This window comes from Vibrio sp. OPT41 (assembly GCF_015163595.1).
GTDB classification, from domain to species: Bacteria; Pseudomonadota; Gammaproteobacteria; order Enterobacterales; family Vibrionaceae; genus Vibrio; species Vibrio alginolyticus.
Window position 1 is genome coordinate 121,327 of sequence record NZ_JADDYH010000072.1, and the last position, 18,790, is coordinate 140,116.

The window sequence follows — 18,790 nt, forward strand, 5'->3', positions numbered from 1 at the left end:
ATAGAAGGTGGGATAATTTGGCCCAACGTGCCAGACGCACAAATAGTCCCACACGCTAAACCTTTGTCGTAATTGTACTTGAGCATCACAGGAAGAGATATTAAGCCCATCGCAACAACTGATGCGCCTACCACACCCGTTGAAGCTGCAAGCAATGCGCCAACTAACACGGTAGAAATAGCGATACCACCGCGAACGCCACCGAACAAACGCCCCATTGATTCTAGTAGCTGTTCAGCAAGCTTCGTTTTCTGTAGCACTAGCCCCATAAAAACGAACAGCGGTACGGCCATTAGCACCGTATTTTCCATAATGGACTGAATTCGATATGGCATAAAAGCAAACATCTCGATGCCTTCAGCCCAAACACCAAAAATCAGCGCGATACCACCAAAAGTAAAGGCAACGGGAAATCCCAATAGAAGCGCAAAGAGCGCAACAAAAAACATCACTATACCGATCATAATGACTTCCTTTTACGACTTACCGTTATTACCGGCATAGATGAGATGAGGGTTGACAATTTTGTTGATTGAATGAAGTAACAATCCAATACCACTCACCGCCATAAAGAAAAATGACAGCGGAATCATCGCTTTGATAATCCAACGATATGGTAAGCCACCTGGGTCACCAGACGTCTCGCCTAACGCGTAACTTTCCTTAGCGAAATCAACACCAAACCAAGCTACCAGTAGGCAAAAAGGGAATAAGAAAAATAGTGTGCCTATGATGTCGATGATGGATTGTGCTTTGTAAGATAAGCGTTCATAAAAAATGTCGACGCGAACATGGCCACCGGACTTAATTGCGTAAGGCACACCAAGCAAGAACACGGCAGAGAATAGATGCCATTCCATTTCTTGGAATGCGATAGACACATCATTAAACACGTAACGCATGACAACGTCGTACACAACGTTTGCTAACAACAAAATAAACAGGATGCTGGATAACCATCCGAGAAAATCGCTAAAGCGGTTAAATAATCGCTCAATATAAATAAGACTTCTCATTCCGAACTCCGTGGAACGTTTAGATGCGCTCCGCTATGGTGCGGAGCATTCATTATGAAGTTTTCTTGGGCTTCGATAGCAGGCTAAACCTCTCGGCATCGCCTGCTTCATAACGTTATTGTTGAGCTTGACTGTTTAAGTACGCTCGGTGCGAAATATCTGACCATGGTCGAACTTGATTCATATAGTTCGCTTGCGACTCTTGAATCTCTTTCGCCAAAGCATCTTTTTCTGCATGTTCTTTCAACAAACGATCGTTTGCTTCTCGCAACGCAGCTACTACTTCAGGTGGGAAATCTTTTACTTCAACATTTGGGTATTCAGACTTAATAGATGCCCAGTTTTTGCCGCTTTCGTGTTTCGATTGCGTGTACATATCGTAAGCGGCCGTTTTCATGGCTACTTGCAAAATCGCTTTTAGATCATCAGGTAGACGGTTCCAGGTGCGCTTGTTAACGAGGAACTGAAGCTCAGTCGCTGGCTCATGCCAACCTGTGTAGTAGTAAGGCGCGATTTTGTGGAAGCCCATACGTAGATCCAGCGATGGACCAACCCATTCCAAGGCATCAATTGTGCGACGCTCTAGAGAAGTATATAGCTCACCAGGGGCGATATTCGTTGGCTTGGCACCTAACTCAGCCAAAATCTCACCAGCAAATCCTGGGATACGCATTTTCAAACCCTGTAAGTCCTCGACGGACTTGATCTCTTTTTGGAACCACCCGCCCATCTGAGTATCGGTATTACCGCCAGGGAAAGACATCAAGTTATGTGGAGAGTACACTTTTTCCATCAGCTCCATACCACCGCCGTAGTAAAACCATGCATACTGCTCAGTTGGCAACATACCGAAGGGCATAGAAGTGAAGTAAAGTGTGTTTGGAACCTTACCCTTCCAGTAATAAGACGCTGAGTGACCCATGTCATACTGACCCGACTTAACCATATCAAACACCCCAAAAGGCGCTTTATGCTTGTTTGCGGAATCAATGCGGATTTGCAAACGTCCGTTGGACATCTCTTCCGCCATTTTGGCCATGTTTTTTGTGGTATCACCAAAAATTGGGAAATTAGGCCCCCAAGTTTCAGCAAGCTTTAAACGATAGACTTTTTCAGCAGCGTTTACAGAAGTCGCTGCGAGTGCCATCGCGGCAGCGACAGCGGTTGTTTTGAGCACTCGTTTTAAAGATTTTTGGATTAGACTCATCGTTCACGTCCTTTATCACCAAGGTTATTGTTGTCATCCATTTCATTAGGATTGGCTGTATTCGGTATAAAAGATGTAACAATGTTGTCTAATGCGAAATGGGCATGAACACGGAAGCGAGTAATTCATCAATAAGGCATTAGCCTAAGGTATTACGTACAAGTACGTAGGAGAACCGTCATGACAAAAGACTGTTAATAGCAAAATCAATAAATTATATTTTTATCTATGAATAAAAATAAAAGACAATACGTACGTATTTTTCTGCCAAAAAATTTACATAGTATTTAAGAAAATGTGACAAACCACTTATTGGTAGTGTTAAAGTCAGTACTTAATGCATTATTTCCAATACCAAGATAAAAAAATACCTCGGCATCGGCCGAGGTATTCAATCCAGAACGGTAGCGGTAATTAAACTGCTTTGTAGATAACTTTGTTACCTGCTAACTGCTCTTTTTGAACTAGGTTTTCTTCAAGAAGCTTCTTTAGTGCGCCAGTAGCCCATGATGCCGCTTTAGTATCTTCTTGACCTGCAGCTAGACCGATGCCTTTAGGGTTAATACCTTCAGCATTCGCCATAACGATGTCTAATACTTGTTGTTGCTTAGGAGTAAGGGCAACATCAACTGTTTTCACTGCAGCTACTTTTTTATCAGCTACTACTTTCTCCGCAACAGCTTTTTCAGCAACAGAGGGTGCTACTGCTTTTTCCGCAACAGGCTTCACTGCTTTAGGTGCTGCAGCTAAGTTTGCTACTGTCGCTTTAATGCGTTTTTGCAGTTTCATCTGCACTTTACGCTTATGAGCAAGTCTCATTGAATATTTCTCCAGTTCACTGCATCTCAGCAGGGATGAAAATTTGAAGCGCGTTTTATACCAAAATTCACAAGCAATTTGTAGGTTTTAGCGGCGAAACGCGATGAAAAATGCGCTCAAAGCATAGAACGTCTACTATTTAATCAGATATTTTATGAACGGATTTATTGAATACTGGGTATAAAAACAGAGGTTTGTTTTATTTTAAATGCAAATCAATGCACATAAAGCTACCCACTTATTTTTGGACAAGTATTCGATGAGGTTATAAGCATGGAAACGCTGCACCTAACAAATTCACATTTCAAACCCGACTCCCCTATCAACAGAATACTTTTGTTGCTCGTTGCACTCATCACTTTGTTTTTGGTTGCCATTTCTCCGGGATGGAAGCAAGCCATGTTGTCGGTCATTTTGATGTCTGCAATCGTTGGTTTCGCCATCTTGATGATTAAGAAAAGCCAAGTCACTTTTACGCTGACAGCTTCTCACTTTCAGCAACACCTTTTTAAAGGGGGTTGGGTCGTCCGATGGCGAAATATTGAGTCAATCGGTATTTGTAGCTACCAACAGGAAGGGTGGCACCAACCGCTACCTTGGATCGGTATTCGTCTAAAACACTACTCACCCTACTTAAATTCAATCTGCCCTCGTATAGCGACAGAAATTCTCCTCAGCCAGCGAGCACTGCTTTACTTGGGCGCGAAACAAAATCAGTGTGAAGATAAGTTTGAGGATATGGTGCTTGACCCTAAACCGTATATAAACAGAGATGGGATTGAGTACAAAGGTTTGTTAGCGATGCTCGCCAACCGGATGAAGTATCAGAGAGGTTTCTACGGCTACGATCTATTTATATCAGCAAGTGATCTAGATCGTGAGGCTGAGGACTTTGTGGGACTGACTCGGCGATACTTAGCTGCCGCCGAGCCAGAATAATGCTTAGTACACGCACTTTTAGTAAAGCGGCATCTCGTCAGCAACGAACGGGTTAGTTTTACGCTCGTGACCGAAAGTCGATTGAGGGCCGTGACCAGGGACAAACGTGACATCATTGCCTAAAGGCCACAATTTCTCTTTGATAGAGCTAATCAACGTATTGAAATCGCCTTGTGGGAAGTCAGTTCGACCAATGCTACCGTTAAACAAAACGTCACCCACAAACGCTAAACGCGCTTCTTCGCTGTAAAGCACAACGTGACCAGGTGTATGACCAGGTGTATGGAATACGTTCAGCACTTGATTACCGAAAGTGACAGTGTCACCCTCATTTAGCCATTGGTGCGGTTCAAACGCTTCTGTCAGCGGGAAACCAAACATTTGGCTCTGACCTTCCAAACCTTGCAACCAGAAGTTATCTGCCTTGTGAGGACCAACAATCTCTGTACCGCCAAGCAGTGCAGACAGCGGCTCCGTGCCACCTACGTGGTCCAAGTGACCGTGTGTTAGCACGAGGTTTACCACGTCAACACCCAGCTCTTTGATAAGCATAGCGAGCTGCTTTTCATCGCCGCCAGGGTCAACCACAATGCCTTTCATGGTTTCGTCACACCAGACAATAGAACAGTTTTGAGAGAAAGATGTTACTGGAACAACTTGGTATTTCAGAGCCATAGATAACCTATACCGAATAAATTTGCGTGAAAACTGCCGCAACTATGACACTAAGGCCTAGCGACTTCAAGCTTTGAACTGTGGGTAATCGACGACGTTCTGAGACTAGAAACCTTGTCTCAACTGGCACTACCAAGAACGAACAGCACCCGTATCGATATGAACAAAGTTACTGCCTGGATAATAACCCACGCCACCGGCTTTTAGGCTTAATGCAGCATCACGAACTGTTGAAAGCTTCACACCGTCTAAACGGAAATCAATGGCCTTTCCTTCCATGTGCATGCTCTTTTTCGCTACACGAGAAGACCCGTTGCGCAGCGAGGCATTAGTGGCAGGAGAACGGTAACCTGAAATGACGATCACCTCTGCTTCTGTACCAATTAACTTTTGAATTTGGCTTATTTGATCGAACAAGCGTCGATCCATGGGATGAACCTCATTTCGTCGATGGTCTCGACAAAACTCATTCAGCCTTTGAAGTTCATCATTAATGTATCGTTTTCCATCGAAATAGCATGTTTCGAGGATCTCTCCAGTATTAAGGTTGTTCATCGCCAGCGCACGTGGCTCGTCAGGGAGTGAAGCCCAAGAAAATGATGGCAGGGCAGACGCCAACACCACACCACCAGCGGTCATTTTAAGGAAATCTCGGCGGGAAAAGTTACGACTTACCATTTCAAAATACAGTGCTCAACAACTAGACAAGTCGTGGACATTAACCAAACACATTTGTCACGTCAAACGCATAAAACACTCCATCTTGATTTTCAGATGCAGTAATTATTGATTAATTATTGAACTAAAAGAGAATTCTTCGTTTTGTAAATTTTCCTTAAAGATTTCAACTGCGGTGATCGTACTTATAGATATCATCACGGTAGTAAAGCGTTCCCTCTTCCAACCATGCTGTTTGATAAATGATGTGTACTTGAATGCGCTCTCCCAAAGGAACTGACGTGTTAGACCGACGAGAACTTTCTCGCTTTTTCGCTAAACGTTCTTCCAACCCCTGAGTTTTGAACAGAAGTTCTGCTAACTGGTCTGCATGTTCGACACGGACACATCCTGAGCTGAATGCGCGTCTGTCCTGTTCAAACAAGTTCTTACTTGGCGTGTCATGCAAATAAATAGCTTGTGGGTTAGGCATATTGAACTTGTACAATCCCAGTGCATTTTGTAAGCCCGACGCCTGTCGCATACGATAAGGAAATGTTCTCGGATTCACCGTTGCCCAATTGATGGTTGTAGGGTCAATAATTTCGTTCGAAGTCCAAGACCGAATGATTTGAATGTTATGGTTAATCAAATACATCGGATTACGTTTTACTTTAGGAATAATGTCTTTAACCATGATAGTCCAAGGCACGTTCCAAGTTGGGTTGAGAATAACTGAATCCAGTGCTACCGACATGATGGGCGTTTTTCTTGATGCTCTCCCTACCACGACTTTAGACTCAAACAAGGGTTGACCGTCATGCCAATACGTGACTTCGTATCCAGGCACGTTAACAAAGACAACATTATCCCTTTCTTTCGACCAAATTCTTGAACGCTCAGAATTCAACGCCAGCAGATGCAATCGCTCTTGAGGAGAAAAGTTGATCCATCGAATGGTATTCGGGCCGATAACGCCATCTTCTTTCAAACCATGAATACGCTGGAACTCTTTTATCGCAAGCTCTAATTGTTCGTCATATTCTTCAGTGACTAAATCCAAGTAAGAAACATCTACGCCTACGATCTCCATTCGCTCAATCAATAGGGGTCTGTTTTCTAATATATCGCCAACACGTGCTAGCCCAGTTTGTTGATAGGCAGGATATTGGTACTGAGAATGTTCCGATAGCGAAGAATAGGCGGAGTAGAAAGCATCATCTGTTTGTAATGGAGACCGGAGACTTGCCAAAAACTGACCAAGTTTGCCAACCGTAATCTCATTACTCAGAACCGATAAAGTATCGATGCTAGGAGCGGGTAACGTAACATGGGCTTTGTCTGTAAATAGCCAATTAATCCCTTCTTCGGGGAGTTGCTCAAGATAACTAAGGTACATCAAGAGTGAATCTGTCATCACTAAATCGAAGTCGAGATTATCTCCCTGCCACCTTACTTGGTTTATCCGGTGAAGTTGATTTTCGAATTCATCGGTGACATCCGCAAGTGCAACCAGGTTTACTTGAAAAAGAAACTGCTCAATATCACTTTCATTTTCCCAGTTCAAACGGTAATTGGTGCTTTGATACAGTTGATCAATAACCTCTGGATAATGGATCATTTTTTCTACAGACAGCTTTTGTACCGCTCCCTCTTGCTCGACTTGCGCTGAAGCTTCGAGAGAAACGACGGTGGAAAAGCTGCAAAACGGCACCAGAAGTGCCGTCATGATTAAAACCCTAGCAAACACTGAAATGATCCTTGCGCTACTTGCCATAATAAAAAGTATGGCAAATATCTCACAGCTTGCAGGTTTAAAATTAAGAATCTGATGCCGAAAACGACAACAAAACTCTCTATAAGTAATTACTCAATGATCTTTCTAGATAATTCTCGACCAATGGTTGTCCCATTGCACTCCGCTTGCGAAGGTACTTTTTGACTCCTCTGGTCTTTGCTCTACCACTTTTCCCGCCCCAGAGCTGACTCGGAACTCATCGCCATAGACCACAACACCAGAGGCATCTGGTAACGCACTTAGCTCGACCAATTTGCCCGTAGATTTAGACCATATACCATAACAACTGCCCGGAGGCGAAGTGGCTAAGATCCATTCATCGGTTGCTGCAATACTCGCAACGTAGTGATTGAAACGCGCCCACTCTTCAGGCTCAGCTTGAAGATCTTGCATTTCACCACCACGCGTGTGCATGGCGATCAAAGCTGGATACTCGTCCGGCTCACCACGATATTGCTGACCACAAAGCACGGTTTCCGCACCATCATGGGCTAAGTGGCGAATACTCAACTTATGATCCGGTAAAGACACTTGATCCAGTAGCTCACCCTTCTGTGAAAGGTAACTCAGGCTGGGTTTCATGCTATCAAGATTGAGAGGTTCACGACCGTTAGTGTGTACGCCACCGACGCCAATCGCCAATACACCATCAGGCATCATGATCACTTCATGAGGACCAAGACCAAAACCCGTTAACTCATCGACCTTTTGATATTGCTTCTGTACATCATAAACACCAATGATCCCACGGCTTGTCCCCCTCTCACCTTCTGTGGCAAATAGTAATGTGCCGTCATGGGAGTAAACGCCATGCCCATAGAAATGACGATTTGACTTTGCTAGTTGCAGTTTGATCATCTGCCCTGAGCGAAAATCAAATACCATGAAGAAAGTACCAGGTCGTCGACCAAAGACTACGGCGTGGCCTTGTTGGTTCGTTGCTACACCATGACCACGTTCAGGAATCGGCAATGAAGATAGCGGCATACCATGCTCATCCGCCACCACCGCTGCGAATTTGTCTCGGCCAATGATAGAGCAGCCGATCAACGCAGGCTCACGTGAGCTTGTTGAAGAACAACCAAATGGCATCATAGGTGTAGCCGCCCCGAATAGAGCGGCTTTCAGCAAGGTTCGGCGGGTTTGATCAGTCACCATCGGTTGCATTAAATCCTATAACTACGCCAAGCTCGATCGCCACTTCTTCGTGAATCAGGTACTTCAATTGCTCTAGCTTATTGTATTGAGCGAGCACCATGCGATAGCCTTCTTTTGTTTGTAGTGCAGCAAACAAGCTCTTATCTTCTGGCCAAGTTTCTAACGCCATTTCAAACTGATGAACGACACGGTCTGCGAGATCTGCATGGCCTTGCTCTCTAAGTAGCGCATCTAGACCATTCCCGTTAGCAAAGTACAACGCTTCCATCCCTTGAAGGTTGGCTTTTAAGTTTGAAAGCGAGGTCTCTGAACGCCACGATTCTGAGAAATACGGGCGAGGCTTACCAATCTTCGCTAGCGGTCGGCTCAACTTCTTCATGCTGTATTCAAGCTGATTCGAGAGCAGTGAAATGTACTCAGACTCCCATTCCGTCATCTCTAGCGATTTCCAAGGGTTCTCTGCCCAAGAATCCGCGATGATCTGCGCTTTGTTATCGAGGTTTTCTGCAATCGCTACGCCTGTCACACAAGTATTGCCGTTGCTAGATAAGGTCGACGCTTTATCGTAAAGCAGCCATTCCAATGCACCTAAACCTTGCACGGTGACACTTTGGGTGGAGATATCTTCTGCACTCCAAGCTTGATCAGATTTCGTCAGTACAGACATTTTACGACCAGTGGTATTCTTTTTATCTGGCCAAAACTGAACATTCCAGCTTTGCTCCAACGCCGTAGCAGGGCCACGTTCTTGACCTTGTAATGCCATCCACGCAAGCATCGTTTGATGCCATTGCTGTTTTACTTGTGCATCATCTTTCGACTCTGATGCGCAGTAATCCGCGAAGCGCTGTTCAAGTTCTGTGGTTTGCGCTAAAAACGTCTGAGCTGATTGAAACTCAACCTCGTACACGCTTTGAGAAATATGACTTGTACTCTCAGGCTTGGCTGAGCTCGAACCGATGGTCGATTGGCAACCAACCAAACTTAACGTTGCGGCAATCGCACTCACTAACAGTGTTTTTTTCATGGTTGCTTCCTTATAGAGAGTTCAGAAACGCAATGAGAGCATCACGTTCTTTTTTGTTCAGAGCTAAAACATTTTGTTTCGCCGTTTCAGCTTCGCCGCCGTGCCACAACACCGCTTCCATCAGGTTACGAGCGCGGCCATCATGTAGAAAGTAAGTGTGTCCGTTTACTTCTTCGGTATAACCAATGCCCCATAGCGGTGCCGTTCGCCATTCACGGCCGTTTGCTAAGTATTCCGGACGGTTATCGGCTAAGCCTTTACCCATGTCATGCAAAAGCATGTCTGTGTATGGGTGGATAAGCTGCTCAGAAAGCGCTGGTAACTCTGGTCGTTTCGCCGTTTTAACACTGGTCTTGTGGCAGCTTTCACAGCCAGACGCAGCAAAGATTTGCTGACCAAGTTTCACGTTAGGATCATTGACGTTACGGCGAATAGGTACGGCTAAGTGTTGGCTGTAAAACTCTACGAAGTCGAGAATATTTTCACTCACCTCTGGTTTGCCGCCATTTGGCATGTCGTCACAAATGCTTTGTTTCGAGGTACAGTTTTCATTTGGGAATAAATGGCTCGTAAGACCCACATCACCATTAAATGCTGCTGCATTTTGCTGCATTAGCGTCGGTTGTCCTGCTTTCCAGCCAAAACGACCAATCGAGAAGTCGTCCTTCTCAATATCCCACACCTTATTGACTTTGCCTGAGATACCGTCTTTGTCGGCATCTTGTTCATCAGCCCAAGCAAGTAGCGTTTCGTCGGGAATACTCTCTAACAAACCAAGGCCGATCATTGGCGGTGCCACGCGTGCTGAGAACTCGGTATCAGGGTGCATATCGCCGTAACCCAGATCGGTAATGTTCAAATGAGGTTTTCTTAGCGTCACCGTCGTACCGTCTTTAAATTTCACTGGGACATCGGTGTAAGTGATTTCGATTTTGCCTTCTGGCGTTTGATCTTGCAGAGCGAAATCTTGAAGCTGGCCACCATAAGTCGGCTCAGGTATGCCGCCATCTTTGATGTAAGCTTTCTTTTGTTCTGGCGTCATCGCAGGAATGCTTAAGCGCACTAACATAGACACGGCATGTAAATCATCTTTCTCTGGCGGATGACCACGACCGTCTTTGATGTGACAATTCTGACAACCATTGGTGTTAAAAAGCGGGCCTAGGCCATCACGAGCGTCCGTTGACGCTGGCGCTTGTACCCAAGGGTTACGGAAAAAGCTGTTACCTACGCTAAAGTCGAGGCGTTTGCTCATTGGCAAGTTAGCAGCAGGAAGAGAATAGGCATTCGCGCCGTCTTTTTTAACACTGGTTTTGCCACCAGACTTAACATCATAAGCCATGGCAGAAGAAGAAAGGATCGCGGCTAGCGCAGAAATTAGGTATGGCTTCATATCATTGCTCTACATAGACAACAAGGGTGATAACAACGAGCTCAAACGTCAAAAGGGCTCACAAAGAGCCCTTATTTATTATGGTTTTCTTATTAAAACTCGTGGTCAGCAGTATCAGGGCTTAGGCTGTCGATGCCGACAATGCTTGCCGCACGCTCAATCGCACCGGTTTGTGCTACCAACGACATGATGGTGTCGTTTACTAGCGCGTTGCCTTGTGCGTTACCCGCTGCAATAAGTTGGTCAAAGTGCTGGTTGTTCTTCTCTGCAGAAGTCACTAGCTCACCAACTTGGCTACGTGTTGTATCAAACTGCTTTTGAATTTCGGTCGCGGCTTTCTTGTCTTTTTGAGCAACAAGGTCAGCGATACTTGGACCAGATAGCTCTTTGCCGTTTACACCTTTGTATGTACCTGTGTAAACGTTGTAGATGCCTTGCTCATTGTAGTAGTGAGAGTTGTGCGTGTTGTCTGAGAAACAATCGTGTTCGTCTTCAGTCGAGTTTGCCTCTAGTGCCACCTTCATGCGCTCACCCGCTAGCTCACCTAGAGAAAGAGAACCCATGCCGAATAGCATCTTACGAAGACCATTGTCAGCAGATTCGTTCAATAGCTCTTCACGGTAGTTGCCTTTCACTTCTGCAGACCACTGCTTTTCCATCCACTCTAGGTCTTGAACCAGTAGATCAGCGGCCGCTTTTAGGTACTCACCACGACGATCACAATGACCATTCGTACACTCAGAGCCAACGACGAAATCAGTGTAAGCACGTTGACCTGCACCCGCGTTAGTGCCGTTTAGGTCTTGACCCCAAAGCAAGAATTCAATCGCGTGGTAACCTGATGCAACGTTTGCCTCAGAACCGCCTACTTCGTTTAGATCCGCTAGCAATTCTGGAGTGATTTTTGAAACGTCCAGTTTAGAAGCACCAATCTGCAGACTTGTGTTCGCGATGATGTTGGCAGCAGCGCCCTCGTTACCCAATTCGTATTGGTAATCAGCCGCTACGTAGTCAATCAAACCTTCATCAAGTGGCCATGCGTTCAGCTGACCTTCCCAATCATCAACAATCGCGTTACCAAAACGGAAAACTTCAGACTGTTGGTAAGGCACGCGAGAATCTAGCCAAGCTTGTTTTACTTCTTCAAGCTTTTTCGCTGATGGTGATTGTAGAAATTCGTCGATTTTCACATCAAGCGCTTTCGCTGTTGTTACTGAATCAGCAAATACAGCATGGGCAACGTCCGCGTAATGTTCGACTACTTGTTGTTTAGTTACTGTGGCAGCAACGGTAGAACCACTGGCAATGAGGAGTGATGCAGCAATAGATTGGACTAAAACTTTTTTTGCATTCATCTGAAGCATCCTTGTTGAGCTTTTCAATTATCGTATTGGTAGTGCTAATTATTCTTATTTGCACTTTAGTCTCGAGATAATACAAATTTACAATTTATTTGCAACTCCAGATACAAAAAAACCTCATAAAAATGAGGTTTTTCACAGACTTTATTGTCAGTTTTATCTTTAGGATTAAACCTTTAGGTCATGTTTTCCGTGAGAGACTTTTGCCTTCAGATAATTTTCGTTGCCATCTTTGATATGTGCAGAGGTATTGACAACCTCGCCAATTTCAATTCCGTACTCAGATAACTCACGGATTTTCTTAGGGTTGTTCGTCACGAGGCGGATCTTATTCACGCCTAAAGCTTCTAGCATTTGTGCTGCTTCTGTGAAATCACGCAGGTCATCATCAAAGCCCAAATGGTTGTTAGCTTCGTACGTGTTCATGCCCTGGCTTTGTAAGCGGTATGCATCGATCTTATTGTACAAGCCAATACCACGACCTTCCTGACGGAGATACAAGATGATACCACCGGACTCGCCCATGCGATTGATCGTCTCTTCTAGTTGCTCACCACAGTCACAGCGTGAAGAGTGGAACACATCGCCTGTCAAACACTCAGAGTGCATACGAACTAAAGGCATGTCCTGAGTTTGGTCCGCTTGTTTAAAGATAATAGCAACATGCTCTTTGTCTGTCTTCAGACCATGGAAAGACAGAATTTCGGCATCAATGTTACTTTTTGCCCCGACTTTAAAATCTACTCTGGCACGTACTTCCGCCATATCTATACTCACTCGATTTATTGCTTGATGCGCTTGATGCGTTTTCGTTATTGCATTCATGGGATTTACTCGTTGCTCTTCAACTATGGGGACTGATACCGCATTTTGCAATATAGAGATCACAATTGAGGGCAGTTATCCACTCAAGACAGCAAAAGAGAAACACTCTCCAACTGAACAATTGTTATATTATAACAATTTAAAAAAACTACAATAAAAAACCCCAGACAAATTTTGTCTGGGGTTTCAAGAAGGTCGTTTGGTCTATCTTTTAATGGGTCTGACTGCGCTTCCAAACGGCGAGTTCAATCCAAACTGCTTCGAGTTCTTGGATTTCCTCGTCGGTCAACACGGCGAGCGTTGAAGTAACTTGAGGCAGGTTCGGTGATTGCAATGCACGAATCTGCGAATAGAAGTCTTTTTTAAGTTGTAATATAACTGAATCCACTGCGTGCACCTATTTCGTTCTTTTATTACTTATCCAGCTCAAAATTTTTATTTTCTTTATACTGGAAACTTCATAAATTCGGAAAAATGATAACATTCTGCTTGTTAAGTGCACAATTTATTTTTAATAGTGGAATAACGGTCACATTAATTACGCTTCACCATTCGGATCGAATATAAGACAAAAAAGATCAAAAATAGCACAGGAAAGATCCACAACAGCGCCGTGGAATAATTTAATGGTGGTTGGTACAGAACAATATTCCCATAACGAGCAACTAGATAGTCCTTTATTTCTTGATCTGAGCTGCCTTCATTGGCCATCGTATACACTTTCAACCTCAGGTCTTTAGCCGCTTGTGCATTAGACTCGACAAGGTTTTGGTTTTGACACTGCGGGCAGCGTAATGCCTTGGCTAACGAGGTTGCACGCTGTTGCACTTCAACGGAATGAAATTCAAACAGATCAACATTCTGTTCTATATCCGCACTTCTCGTGAAAGGAGAAAATAGTATAAATAGGATTAAAGTGAGGAGAAGATTATTAAATCGAAACATTCAAGTATCCTGAAAATATATCGTTCCATTTATCTGCCGTTAGCTCTCCACGATATTTGATCAATATACGACCATTTGGATCAATCAAGTAAGTTTCCGGCGTTCCGATAACACCTAGCTCCACAGCGAGCTTTCCATTAGGGTCACTAATTACTTCAATATATGGATTTCGTTTAGAGCTCAAATATTCACGAGCGGCTTGTTTTTGATCTCTATAATTCAGCCCAATAATAGGCACACCGAGTTCTGCTAACTGCAATAATTCTTCATGCTCTCGTTTGCATACTCCGCACCAAGATGCCCAAACATTCAATAATTTATATCCGTCGCTTTTGAACAACTGCTCAGAAACCATGTCATCAGAGATCAGAGAAGTAGAGCGAAAATTAGGTGCATCTAAATTTCGTTGTGGGGACAATTCAACATGTGGTCGCTCAGACAAAGCCACCGCAGTTACTACAGCAAACACGGCAACAGCCACAAACAGACCTGCGAGTTTAAGCGTATTTCTCGATCGCATTGATAGCCTCTCTCCTTTTCTTTAGGCCGGTTAATAGCGCACCAAACACAGCTAGTAGCCCGCCAGACCATATCCACCAAATACCTGCGCGGTACTGAACTTTAATCGCATAAGCATGAGTGTCGACTTTATCACCCAATGTCACGTAATAATCGCCATGCCATAGTGAACGAATCGCGGGCTCGGTCATATTCATCACTCGCACAGGGTAATGACGCTTTTGCGGGTTGAAATTGAGCATGCGGCCATCTTCCAAGTGCAAGGTGATCTGTCCTTGTTCCGCGGTGTAGTTTGGCCCCACCAGCCATTCGATACCATGATAATCGATAGTGATCCCCGCCCTTTGTTGAGAACTGCCGGGTTCGACACGTAAATTATGTTCATATGAGTAGTGACTGTTGAATACAGCTCCACTCACCGCCAGCGCAAAACCGATATGTGCCATCACGATTGGCATGAGTTTGCGCTTATTGGAACAACGAAACAGCATAACGAGATGCGCCACAATCACCCAAGTAGCCAATATTATGGTTAGCAATACTTCGAAATGCAGTACGTTCACTGAGAACATAAACCCGATCCCAGAGACTATAGATAACGCAATACTAATCGCGATATCAGTGCTTCCACTCGGAACTGCGCCTTTTGTCCATTTCAGCACTGGCATGAATGCTAAGGCAATCAGAGCCAGTATGCTTAATGGAAAGGTCAGACTATTAAAGTAAGGTGCGCCAACCGAAATGTTCCCTAAGCCGAGCAGTTGATAAACCATCGGATAAAAAGTGCCAAGAAAAACGATGGCAGTCGCAATAACCAGCAGCCCTTTGGCGATATAAGCAGTGTAAGCTTGGCTCGCTAGAGATTGAAGTTTGAAACGAGGGAGTTGTTCTCCTCGCAAAATCAATACGCCAAAAGTGATGATGACAAGCAAGCTCAATACACCAAGCAGCACTAAACCTTTAGTTGGGTCCACCGCAAAAGCGTGCACTGAAGTCAGCACGCCAGAGCGCACCACGAATGTCCCTAAAATGCTTAGGTTGAACGTAGCAAACGCCAGTGCATAGGTGCTCCAAATTGCGCCTCTGTTACGTGTTGCGACAACACCGCTGTGCAACAAAGCAGTACCAGTAAGCCAAGGGAGTAGAGAAGCGTTCTCCACAGGGTCCCAAAACCACCAGCCGCCCCACCCTAGCTCATTGTACGCCCACCATGATCCCACCAAGATACCCAACGTGAGCGTTCCCCATGCAAAAAACGCTGCGCTTCGAGCAACCACATACCAATCGCTCATCGGTTGTTTACCCAATAGGGCTGCTAATGCAAAAGCTAATATTGCAGCGTAACCGACATAACCGAGATAAAGCAATGGTGGATGAATGATAAGCCCAACATCTTGCAACATTGGGTTTAGATCTCGTCCTTCCGACGCCAATACTTGGGCATACTCGAACGGGTTAGAGGTCATTAACGTGAACCAAGCAAATGTCGCAATAAGAACGTTCATGATTCCTAAACAGTCACAAGTATATTGGGCGTTGAGCGGTGACTTAAATGCAATAAACGACGCCCATAAACTCAAGGTGACGACCCAAAACAACATGGAGCCTTGGTGCCCGCCCCAAGCGGCAGCAATCTTGAATGCTACGGGGAGTTGACTGTTGGAATGCGTAACAACATATTCCAACGCGAAGTTGTCTTGCACGAAGCAGACGATCAGAAGTGCTAAACAAATGAAGGAAGCTAAGCTAATGATGTGGGACATCGCGACTTGATGCGGCAATGTCGCCTTCTTACTCATAGCACGACGTAGCCAATGCAGCAACGATGCACAAGTCGATGTTACAGCCACCAATATCAGTAAGAAGAACCCTAGCTCAGCTTCCATTTATCCCCCTTACACTAAGGTCATTTGACCGGCATAGAGAATGAAAGTACGCAGCATAAGTACGCCAACCAAGCTCAACGTCGTGACCACAAAAACGTAACTGCCTTTGTGGCGCACTTCAGAAGGCGCCAACCAATTGAGAGTCAAAGGCGTTATCATGCCGATGAACACTACCCCACCCCAGAACCATTGAGCCCAGAATCCACTCGAAATAGCATTCCAAGCCGCGACTTCGTTCTGACCACCGCTGAAGATCAGTCCAGTAAAGAAAGTCACTAAGACAAACAGCTCAAACAATACTACTGGGCGTTCAAATCCGTGTACCCAAGACACACTTGGGCTGCTGGTCGACTCTTTAAACACCAAGATGCCGAACATCAAGCATGCCGCTGCACCCGAGGACAAACTAGAGAACAGGAACAAGATTGGCAGTACTGGATTGTTTAGCATTGGGTAAGTCTTCAATGCAGACAATAGAAAGCCAGTGTACGCTGCAAGCACGATGGCTAAGAAGCCCAAGAACAATTCAATGGCGTTGTTGGCTTTCCCCGCCTTAATCAAAATGCCATCGGCAAAATCCAGCAGTTTGCTTGGTAACTTCCCTTCACAGAAGCTGATGATTTGATGGCGGAAGATAACGCCAATCCAAACAAACAGCACCAGCATGTACACTTGGAACAAGATCACGCCCATCGACATCACAGACGTTGGGTTGTAGTAGATCATGATCTTCCAAAACTCTAAAGGCTTGGTTAAATGGAAAATCAAAATTACCAACCCAGCAATGATGCCAAATGGCGCAAGCCAAGCCATAGCTTTCATGATGCCGTTGTTTGCGGGATCACCTTCAATCACTTTGCGTTTTAAATAGATAGAAATCATCACCGCACCTGCTGACATCCCAGCAAGGAATAAGTAAATCGCGATGATCCAATCCCAGACTAACGAGTCAAAGTGGAATGCACTTTCGAAGCCGTTCATGATGACACCTCCCCTTTGCTATGCGGAATTTTGTACAGTTTAGGTTGCGTACCTAAATGCGATTTATCGCGATAGACAACATGGCTTTCGATAGCTTTGCTCACCTCGCTAGTTGGGTCATTCAAATCACCAAAGATGAGTGCTTTTGTTGGGCAAGATTCCACGCAAGCTGGCTGCTTACCTTGCGCTAGGTTGGTATCACGGCAGAAGTTACATTTATCCGCAGAGTGATCGACTGGATTAAAGAAGCGCACTTGGTAAGGGCAAGCGGCAAGGCAATAACCACATCCGACACATTTCTCTTTGTGCACATCCACGATGCCGGTCGCTTCATCTTTGTATGCAGCGCCTGTTGGACAAACGTACACACATGGTGGGTTATCACAGTGCTGACAGGATTCGCGAGTAAACTGGTATTCCACATCTGGAAATTCGCCAATCGGTTCACTGCGATGAATTTTAAGTCGCGTTACGCCTTCAGGGACTTTATTTACTTCGCGACAAGCATCGGTACAAGCGGTACAGCCAATACAGGCATTTTCATCATGAACCATACCCATGCGTTTCGCTTGTTCACTGTTGCTGGCATAGAGAGAGGAGCTAACAACGGAAGTGCCTGCAACGCCTGTAGTTAAAATCAACGCGCCGCTGCCGGCTAAAAAGTTTCTTCTCGAACATTTCATGCTATCTCTCCTCTTCTTTGGCAAGTTCAGGTTCGACGGCAAATTCAGAGTGACAATCCACACACTGCTTGATCAGTTGTTTTCTGTCGTACGACAACGCTTTGGTTTTCGCTGCGTGTACATCGTGGCAATTTGAACAAGTGAGGTTTTTGGCGTGCACATCGTGCGTCCAGTGGCTTTCTCTCAGCTGTGTCGGTGCGTGGCAATCCACACATTGGCCGTTGGCTTTAAGAATCATGCTTGGATCAAGGAACACTTTGTCGTGTACCTCTTTCGATTGCGCGGCAGAAAACTTAATCACATCAGGCGCACCTTCACGATGGTCGGGACCAATGTTGCTATGGCAATTGGTGCAATTAAGTTGCTTCCCTTGGCTGAGTAGAGCTTGCGGGTCATGCGAAAGGTTCAGAGTCTCTTTTGCATCCTTATGACATTGCAGACACTTGTAGTCACGGTCACGGATCAACTCGACTTGATGACGCTCAGCTTGAGCACCTTCAATCGGCTCTGAAGAAGTCGCATGGGCGGCGATGGAGAAACCATAGATGGCAAAGACGAAGAGAAGTTTCAGCATTGTCTCTATGGTCAATTTTATATTGCCCATATTGTTCTTTCCTTAGCTCGATAATAATTGATAACTATTCTCAATTATTTATTTGAGCGACAATTAATTTCCTCTGAAGATATTTTTTAGATCTTCAAATGACATCAATTCTTATTTCGGAAAGCCACAACGCTAAACCTATATTTATAATACCTCTATTATTCATAAGGGGTAGAAACGCCTGCTCAAAAAGCGAACTAAATCACCCTATTTTTAAAAAGGTTAAAAACCCAAAGCATTGCAGAACAATGACTTAACAACTACCACTTTAGAGGTATATAAATTCAAACATGACTG

General features: G+C 44.8%; 20 protein-coding genes. 1 reads left to right on the plus strand and 19 read right to left on the minus strand.

The annotated features are described in order from the left end of the window. From IQP38_RS26780 to IQP38_RS23410, 4 genes are all read right to left on the minus strand, one after another. The coding region (locus IQP38_RS26780; protein ID WP_228010175.1) for a TRAP transporter large permease subunit at nt 1-464 on the minus strand (464 nt) is incomplete at its 3' end. A 12-nt stretch (nt 465-476) separates the two neighbouring features. Continuing rightward, nucleotides 477-1,016, minus strand: a complete 540-nt coding sequence (locus IQP38_RS23400) for a TRAP transporter small permease subunit (RefSeq protein WP_053306570.1) — start codon at nt 1,014-1,016, stop codon at nt 477-479. Between the two features lie 115 nt (nt 1,017-1,131). Then, the gene (locus IQP38_RS23405) at nt 1,132-2,223 is read right to left on the minus strand and encodes a TRAP transporter substrate-binding protein (protein ID WP_017636112.1); all 1,092 of its coding nucleotides are present in this window, start codon (nt 2,221-2,223) and stop codon (nt 1,132-1,134) included. A 414-nt stretch (nt 2,224-2,637) separates the two neighbouring features. After that, nucleotides 2,638-3,042 (minus strand): hypothetical protein, encoded by a 405-nt coding sequence (locus tag IQP38_RS23410; protein ID WP_005376863.1) that lies wholly within the window; start codon nt 3,040-3,042, stop codon nt 2,638-2,640. 273 nt (nt 3,043-3,315) lie between these two features. Here IQP38_RS23410 and IQP38_RS23415 point away from each other — a divergent pair, with 273 nt between their 5' ends. Beyond that, complete coding sequence (locus IQP38_RS23415) at nt 3,316-3,981, plus strand: DUF2982 domain-containing protein (protein ID WP_005376857.1); 666 nt, start codon at nt 3,316-3,318, stop codon at nt 3,979-3,981. Between the two features lie 18 nt (nt 3,982-3,999). On the opposite strand, the gene IQP38_RS23420 is transcribed toward IQP38_RS23415, so the two are convergent. The 15 genes from IQP38_RS23420 to nrfB form a co-directional block, all read right to left on the minus strand. Continuing rightward, nucleotides 4,000-4,656 (minus strand): MBL fold metallo-hydrolase, encoded by a 657-nt coding sequence (locus IQP38_RS23420; RefSeq protein WP_005376855.1) that lies wholly within the window; start codon nt 4,654-4,656, stop codon nt 4,000-4,002. Between the two features lie 129 nt (nt 4,657-4,785). Continuing rightward, nucleotides 4,786-5,334, minus strand: a complete 549-nt coding sequence (locus tag IQP38_RS23425) for a DUF882 domain-containing protein (RefSeq protein ID WP_031778936.1) — start codon at nt 5,332-5,334, stop codon at nt 4,786-4,788. A gap of 166 nt (nt 5,335-5,500) precedes the next feature. Next, on the minus strand, nt 5,501-7,042 hold the full coding sequence (locus IQP38_RS23430; protein WP_005376852.1) for a L,D-transpeptidase family protein: 1,542 nt from the start codon (nt 7,040-7,042) through the stop codon (nt 5,501-5,503). Nucleotides 7,043-7,195: 153 nt separating this feature from the next. After that, the gene (locus IQP38_RS23435; protein ID WP_193838084.1) at nt 7,196-8,278 is read right to left on the minus strand and encodes a DUF1513 domain-containing protein; all 1,083 of its coding nucleotides are present in this window, start codon (nt 8,276-8,278) and stop codon (nt 7,196-7,198) included. Further along, the gene (locus tag IQP38_RS23440; RefSeq protein WP_054866138.1) at nt 8,259-9,296 is read right to left on the minus strand and encodes an imelysin family protein; all 1,038 of its coding nucleotides are present in this window, start codon (nt 9,294-9,296) and stop codon (nt 8,259-8,261) included. The genes IQP38_RS23435 and IQP38_RS23440 overlap by 20 nt, the downstream gene beginning before the upstream one ends. Before the next feature lie 10 nt (nt 9,297-9,306). Next, nucleotides 9,307-10,689 carry a di-heme oxidoredictase family protein gene (locus tag IQP38_RS23445; protein ID WP_005376848.1) on the minus strand — a complete coding sequence of 461 codons (1,383 nt, stop codon included), beginning with the start codon at nt 10,687-10,689 and terminating at the stop codon, nt 9,307-9,309. A gap of 92 nt (nt 10,690-10,781) precedes the next feature. After that, entirely contained in the window at nt 10,782-12,044 is a 1,263-nt protein-coding gene (locus tag IQP38_RS23450) for an imelysin family protein (protein WP_053304295.1), read from the minus strand. A gap of 174 nt (nt 12,045-12,218) precedes the next feature. Continuing rightward, entirely contained in the window at nt 12,219-12,815 is a 597-nt protein-coding gene (locus tag IQP38_RS23455; protein ID WP_025767283.1) for a GTP cyclohydrolase II, read from the minus strand. Between the two features lie 271 nt (nt 12,816-13,086). Continuing rightward, nucleotides 13,087-13,263: a hypothetical protein gene (locus IQP38_RS23460; protein ID WP_020480909.1), complete on the minus strand. Its 177-nt coding sequence runs from the start codon at nt 13,261-13,263 to the stop codon at nt 13,087-13,089. A gap of 146 nt (nt 13,264-13,409) precedes the next feature. Beyond that, on the minus strand, nt 13,410-13,820 hold the full coding sequence (gene nrfF / locus IQP38_RS23465) for a heme lyase NrfEFG subunit NrfF (protein ID WP_053306573.1): 411 nt from the start codon (nt 13,818-13,820) through the stop codon (nt 13,410-13,412). Continuing rightward, the gene (locus IQP38_RS23470; RefSeq protein ID WP_005376839.1) at nt 13,807-14,340 is read right to left on the minus strand and encodes a DsbE family thiol:disulfide interchange protein; all 534 of its coding nucleotides are present in this window, start codon (nt 14,338-14,340) and stop codon (nt 13,807-13,809) included. The genes nrfF and IQP38_RS23470 overlap by 14 nt, the downstream gene beginning before the upstream one ends. Continuing rightward, nucleotides 14,318-16,225 (minus strand): heme lyase CcmF/NrfE family subunit, encoded by a 1,908-nt coding sequence (locus IQP38_RS23475; RefSeq protein ID WP_053306574.1) that lies wholly within the window; start codon nt 16,223-16,225, stop codon nt 14,318-14,320. Before IQP38_RS23475 ends, IQP38_RS23470 begins: the two co-directional genes overlap by 23 nt. A gap of 9 nt (nt 16,226-16,234) precedes the next feature. After that, entirely contained in the window at nt 16,235-17,206 is a 972-nt protein-coding gene (nrfD, locus tag IQP38_RS23480) for a cytochrome c nitrite reductase subunit NrfD (protein ID WP_053304292.1), read from the minus strand. Further along, nucleotides 17,203-17,889: a cytochrome c nitrite reductase Fe-S protein gene (nrfC, locus tag IQP38_RS23485; protein ID WP_017636123.1), complete on the minus strand. Its 687-nt coding sequence runs from the start codon at nt 17,887-17,889 to the stop codon at nt 17,203-17,205. The genes nrfD and nrfC overlap by 4 nt, the downstream gene beginning before the upstream one ends. Before the next feature lies 1 nt (nt 17,890). After that, nucleotides 17,891-18,493: a cytochrome c nitrite reductase pentaheme subunit gene (nrfB, locus tag IQP38_RS23490; protein ID WP_053306575.1), complete on the minus strand. Its 603-nt coding sequence runs from the start codon at nt 18,491-18,493 to the stop codon at nt 17,891-17,893. Nucleotides 18,494-18,790 lie beyond the last annotated feature (297 nt).

What these genes read in the sequence shown, in the direction of transcription:
- IQP38_RS23430 (WP_005376852.1), bottom strand. Translation starts at nt 7,042, where the DNA reads ATGACGGCACTTCTGGTGCCGTTTTGCAGCTTTTCCACCGTCGTTTCT.
- nrfC (WP_017636123.1), bottom strand. Translation starts at nt 17,889, where the DNA reads ATGAAATGTTCGAGAAGAAACTTTTTAGCCGGCAGCGGCGCGTTGATT.
- nrfD (WP_053304292.1), bottom strand. Translation starts at nt 17,206, where the DNA reads ATGAACGGCTTCGAAAGTGCATTCCACTTTGACTCGTTAGTCTGGGAT.
- nrfF (WP_053306573.1), bottom strand. Translation starts at nt 13,820, where the DNA reads ATGTTTCGATTTAATAATCTTCTCCTCACTTTAATCCTATTTATACTA.
- IQP38_RS23425 (WP_031778936.1), bottom strand. Translation starts at nt 5,334, where the DNA reads ATGGTAAGTCGTAACTTTTCCCGCCGAGATTTCCTTAAAATGACCGCT.
- IQP38_RS23405 (WP_017636112.1), bottom strand. Translation starts at nt 2,223, where the DNA reads ATGAGTCTAATCCAAAAATCTTTAAAACGAGTGCTCAAAACAACCGCT.
- IQP38_RS23420 (WP_005376855.1), bottom strand. Translation starts at nt 4,656, where the DNA reads ATGGCTCTGAAATACCAAGTTGTTCCAGTAACATCTTTCTCTCAAAAC.
- IQP38_RS23410 (WP_005376863.1), bottom strand. Translation starts at nt 3,042, where the DNA reads ATGAGACTTGCTCATAAGCGTAAAGTGCAGATGAAACTGCAAAAACGC.
- IQP38_RS23470 (WP_005376839.1), bottom strand. Translation starts at nt 14,340, where the DNA reads ATGCGATCGAGAAATACGCTTAAACTCGCAGGTCTGTTTGTGGCTGTT.
- IQP38_RS23435 (WP_193838084.1), bottom strand. Translation starts at nt 8,278, where the DNA reads ATGCAACCGATGGTGACTGATCAAACCCGCCGAACCTTGCTGAAAGCC.
- IQP38_RS23415 (WP_005376857.1), top strand. Translation starts at nt 3,316, where the DNA reads ATGGAAACGCTGCACCTAACAAATTCACATTTCAAACCCGACTCCCCT.
- IQP38_RS23445 (WP_005376848.1), bottom strand. Translation starts at nt 10,689, where the DNA reads ATGAAGCCATACCTAATTTCTGCGCTAGCCGCGATCCTTTCTTCTTCT.
- IQP38_RS23400 (WP_053306570.1), bottom strand. Translation starts at nt 1,016, where the DNA reads ATGAGAAGTCTTATTTATATTGAGCGATTATTTAACCGCTTTAGCGAT.
- nrfB (WP_053306575.1), bottom strand. Translation starts at nt 18,493, where the DNA reads ATGGGCAATATAAAATTGACCATAGAGACAATGCTGAAACTTCTCTTC.
- IQP38_RS23440 (WP_054866138.1), bottom strand. Translation starts at nt 9,296, where the DNA reads ATGAAAAAAACACTGTTAGTGAGTGCGATTGCCGCAACGTTAAGTTTG.
- IQP38_RS23475 (WP_053306574.1), bottom strand. Translation starts at nt 16,225, where the DNA reads ATGGAAGCTGAGCTAGGGTTCTTCTTACTGATATTGGTGGCTGTAACA.
- IQP38_RS23455 (WP_025767283.1), bottom strand. Translation starts at nt 12,815, where the DNA reads ATGGCGGAAGTACGTGCCAGAGTAGATTTTAAAGTCGGGGCAAAAAGT.
- IQP38_RS23450 (WP_053304295.1), bottom strand. Translation starts at nt 12,044, where the DNA reads ATGAATGCAAAAAAAGTTTTAGTCCAATCTATTGCTGCATCACTCCTC.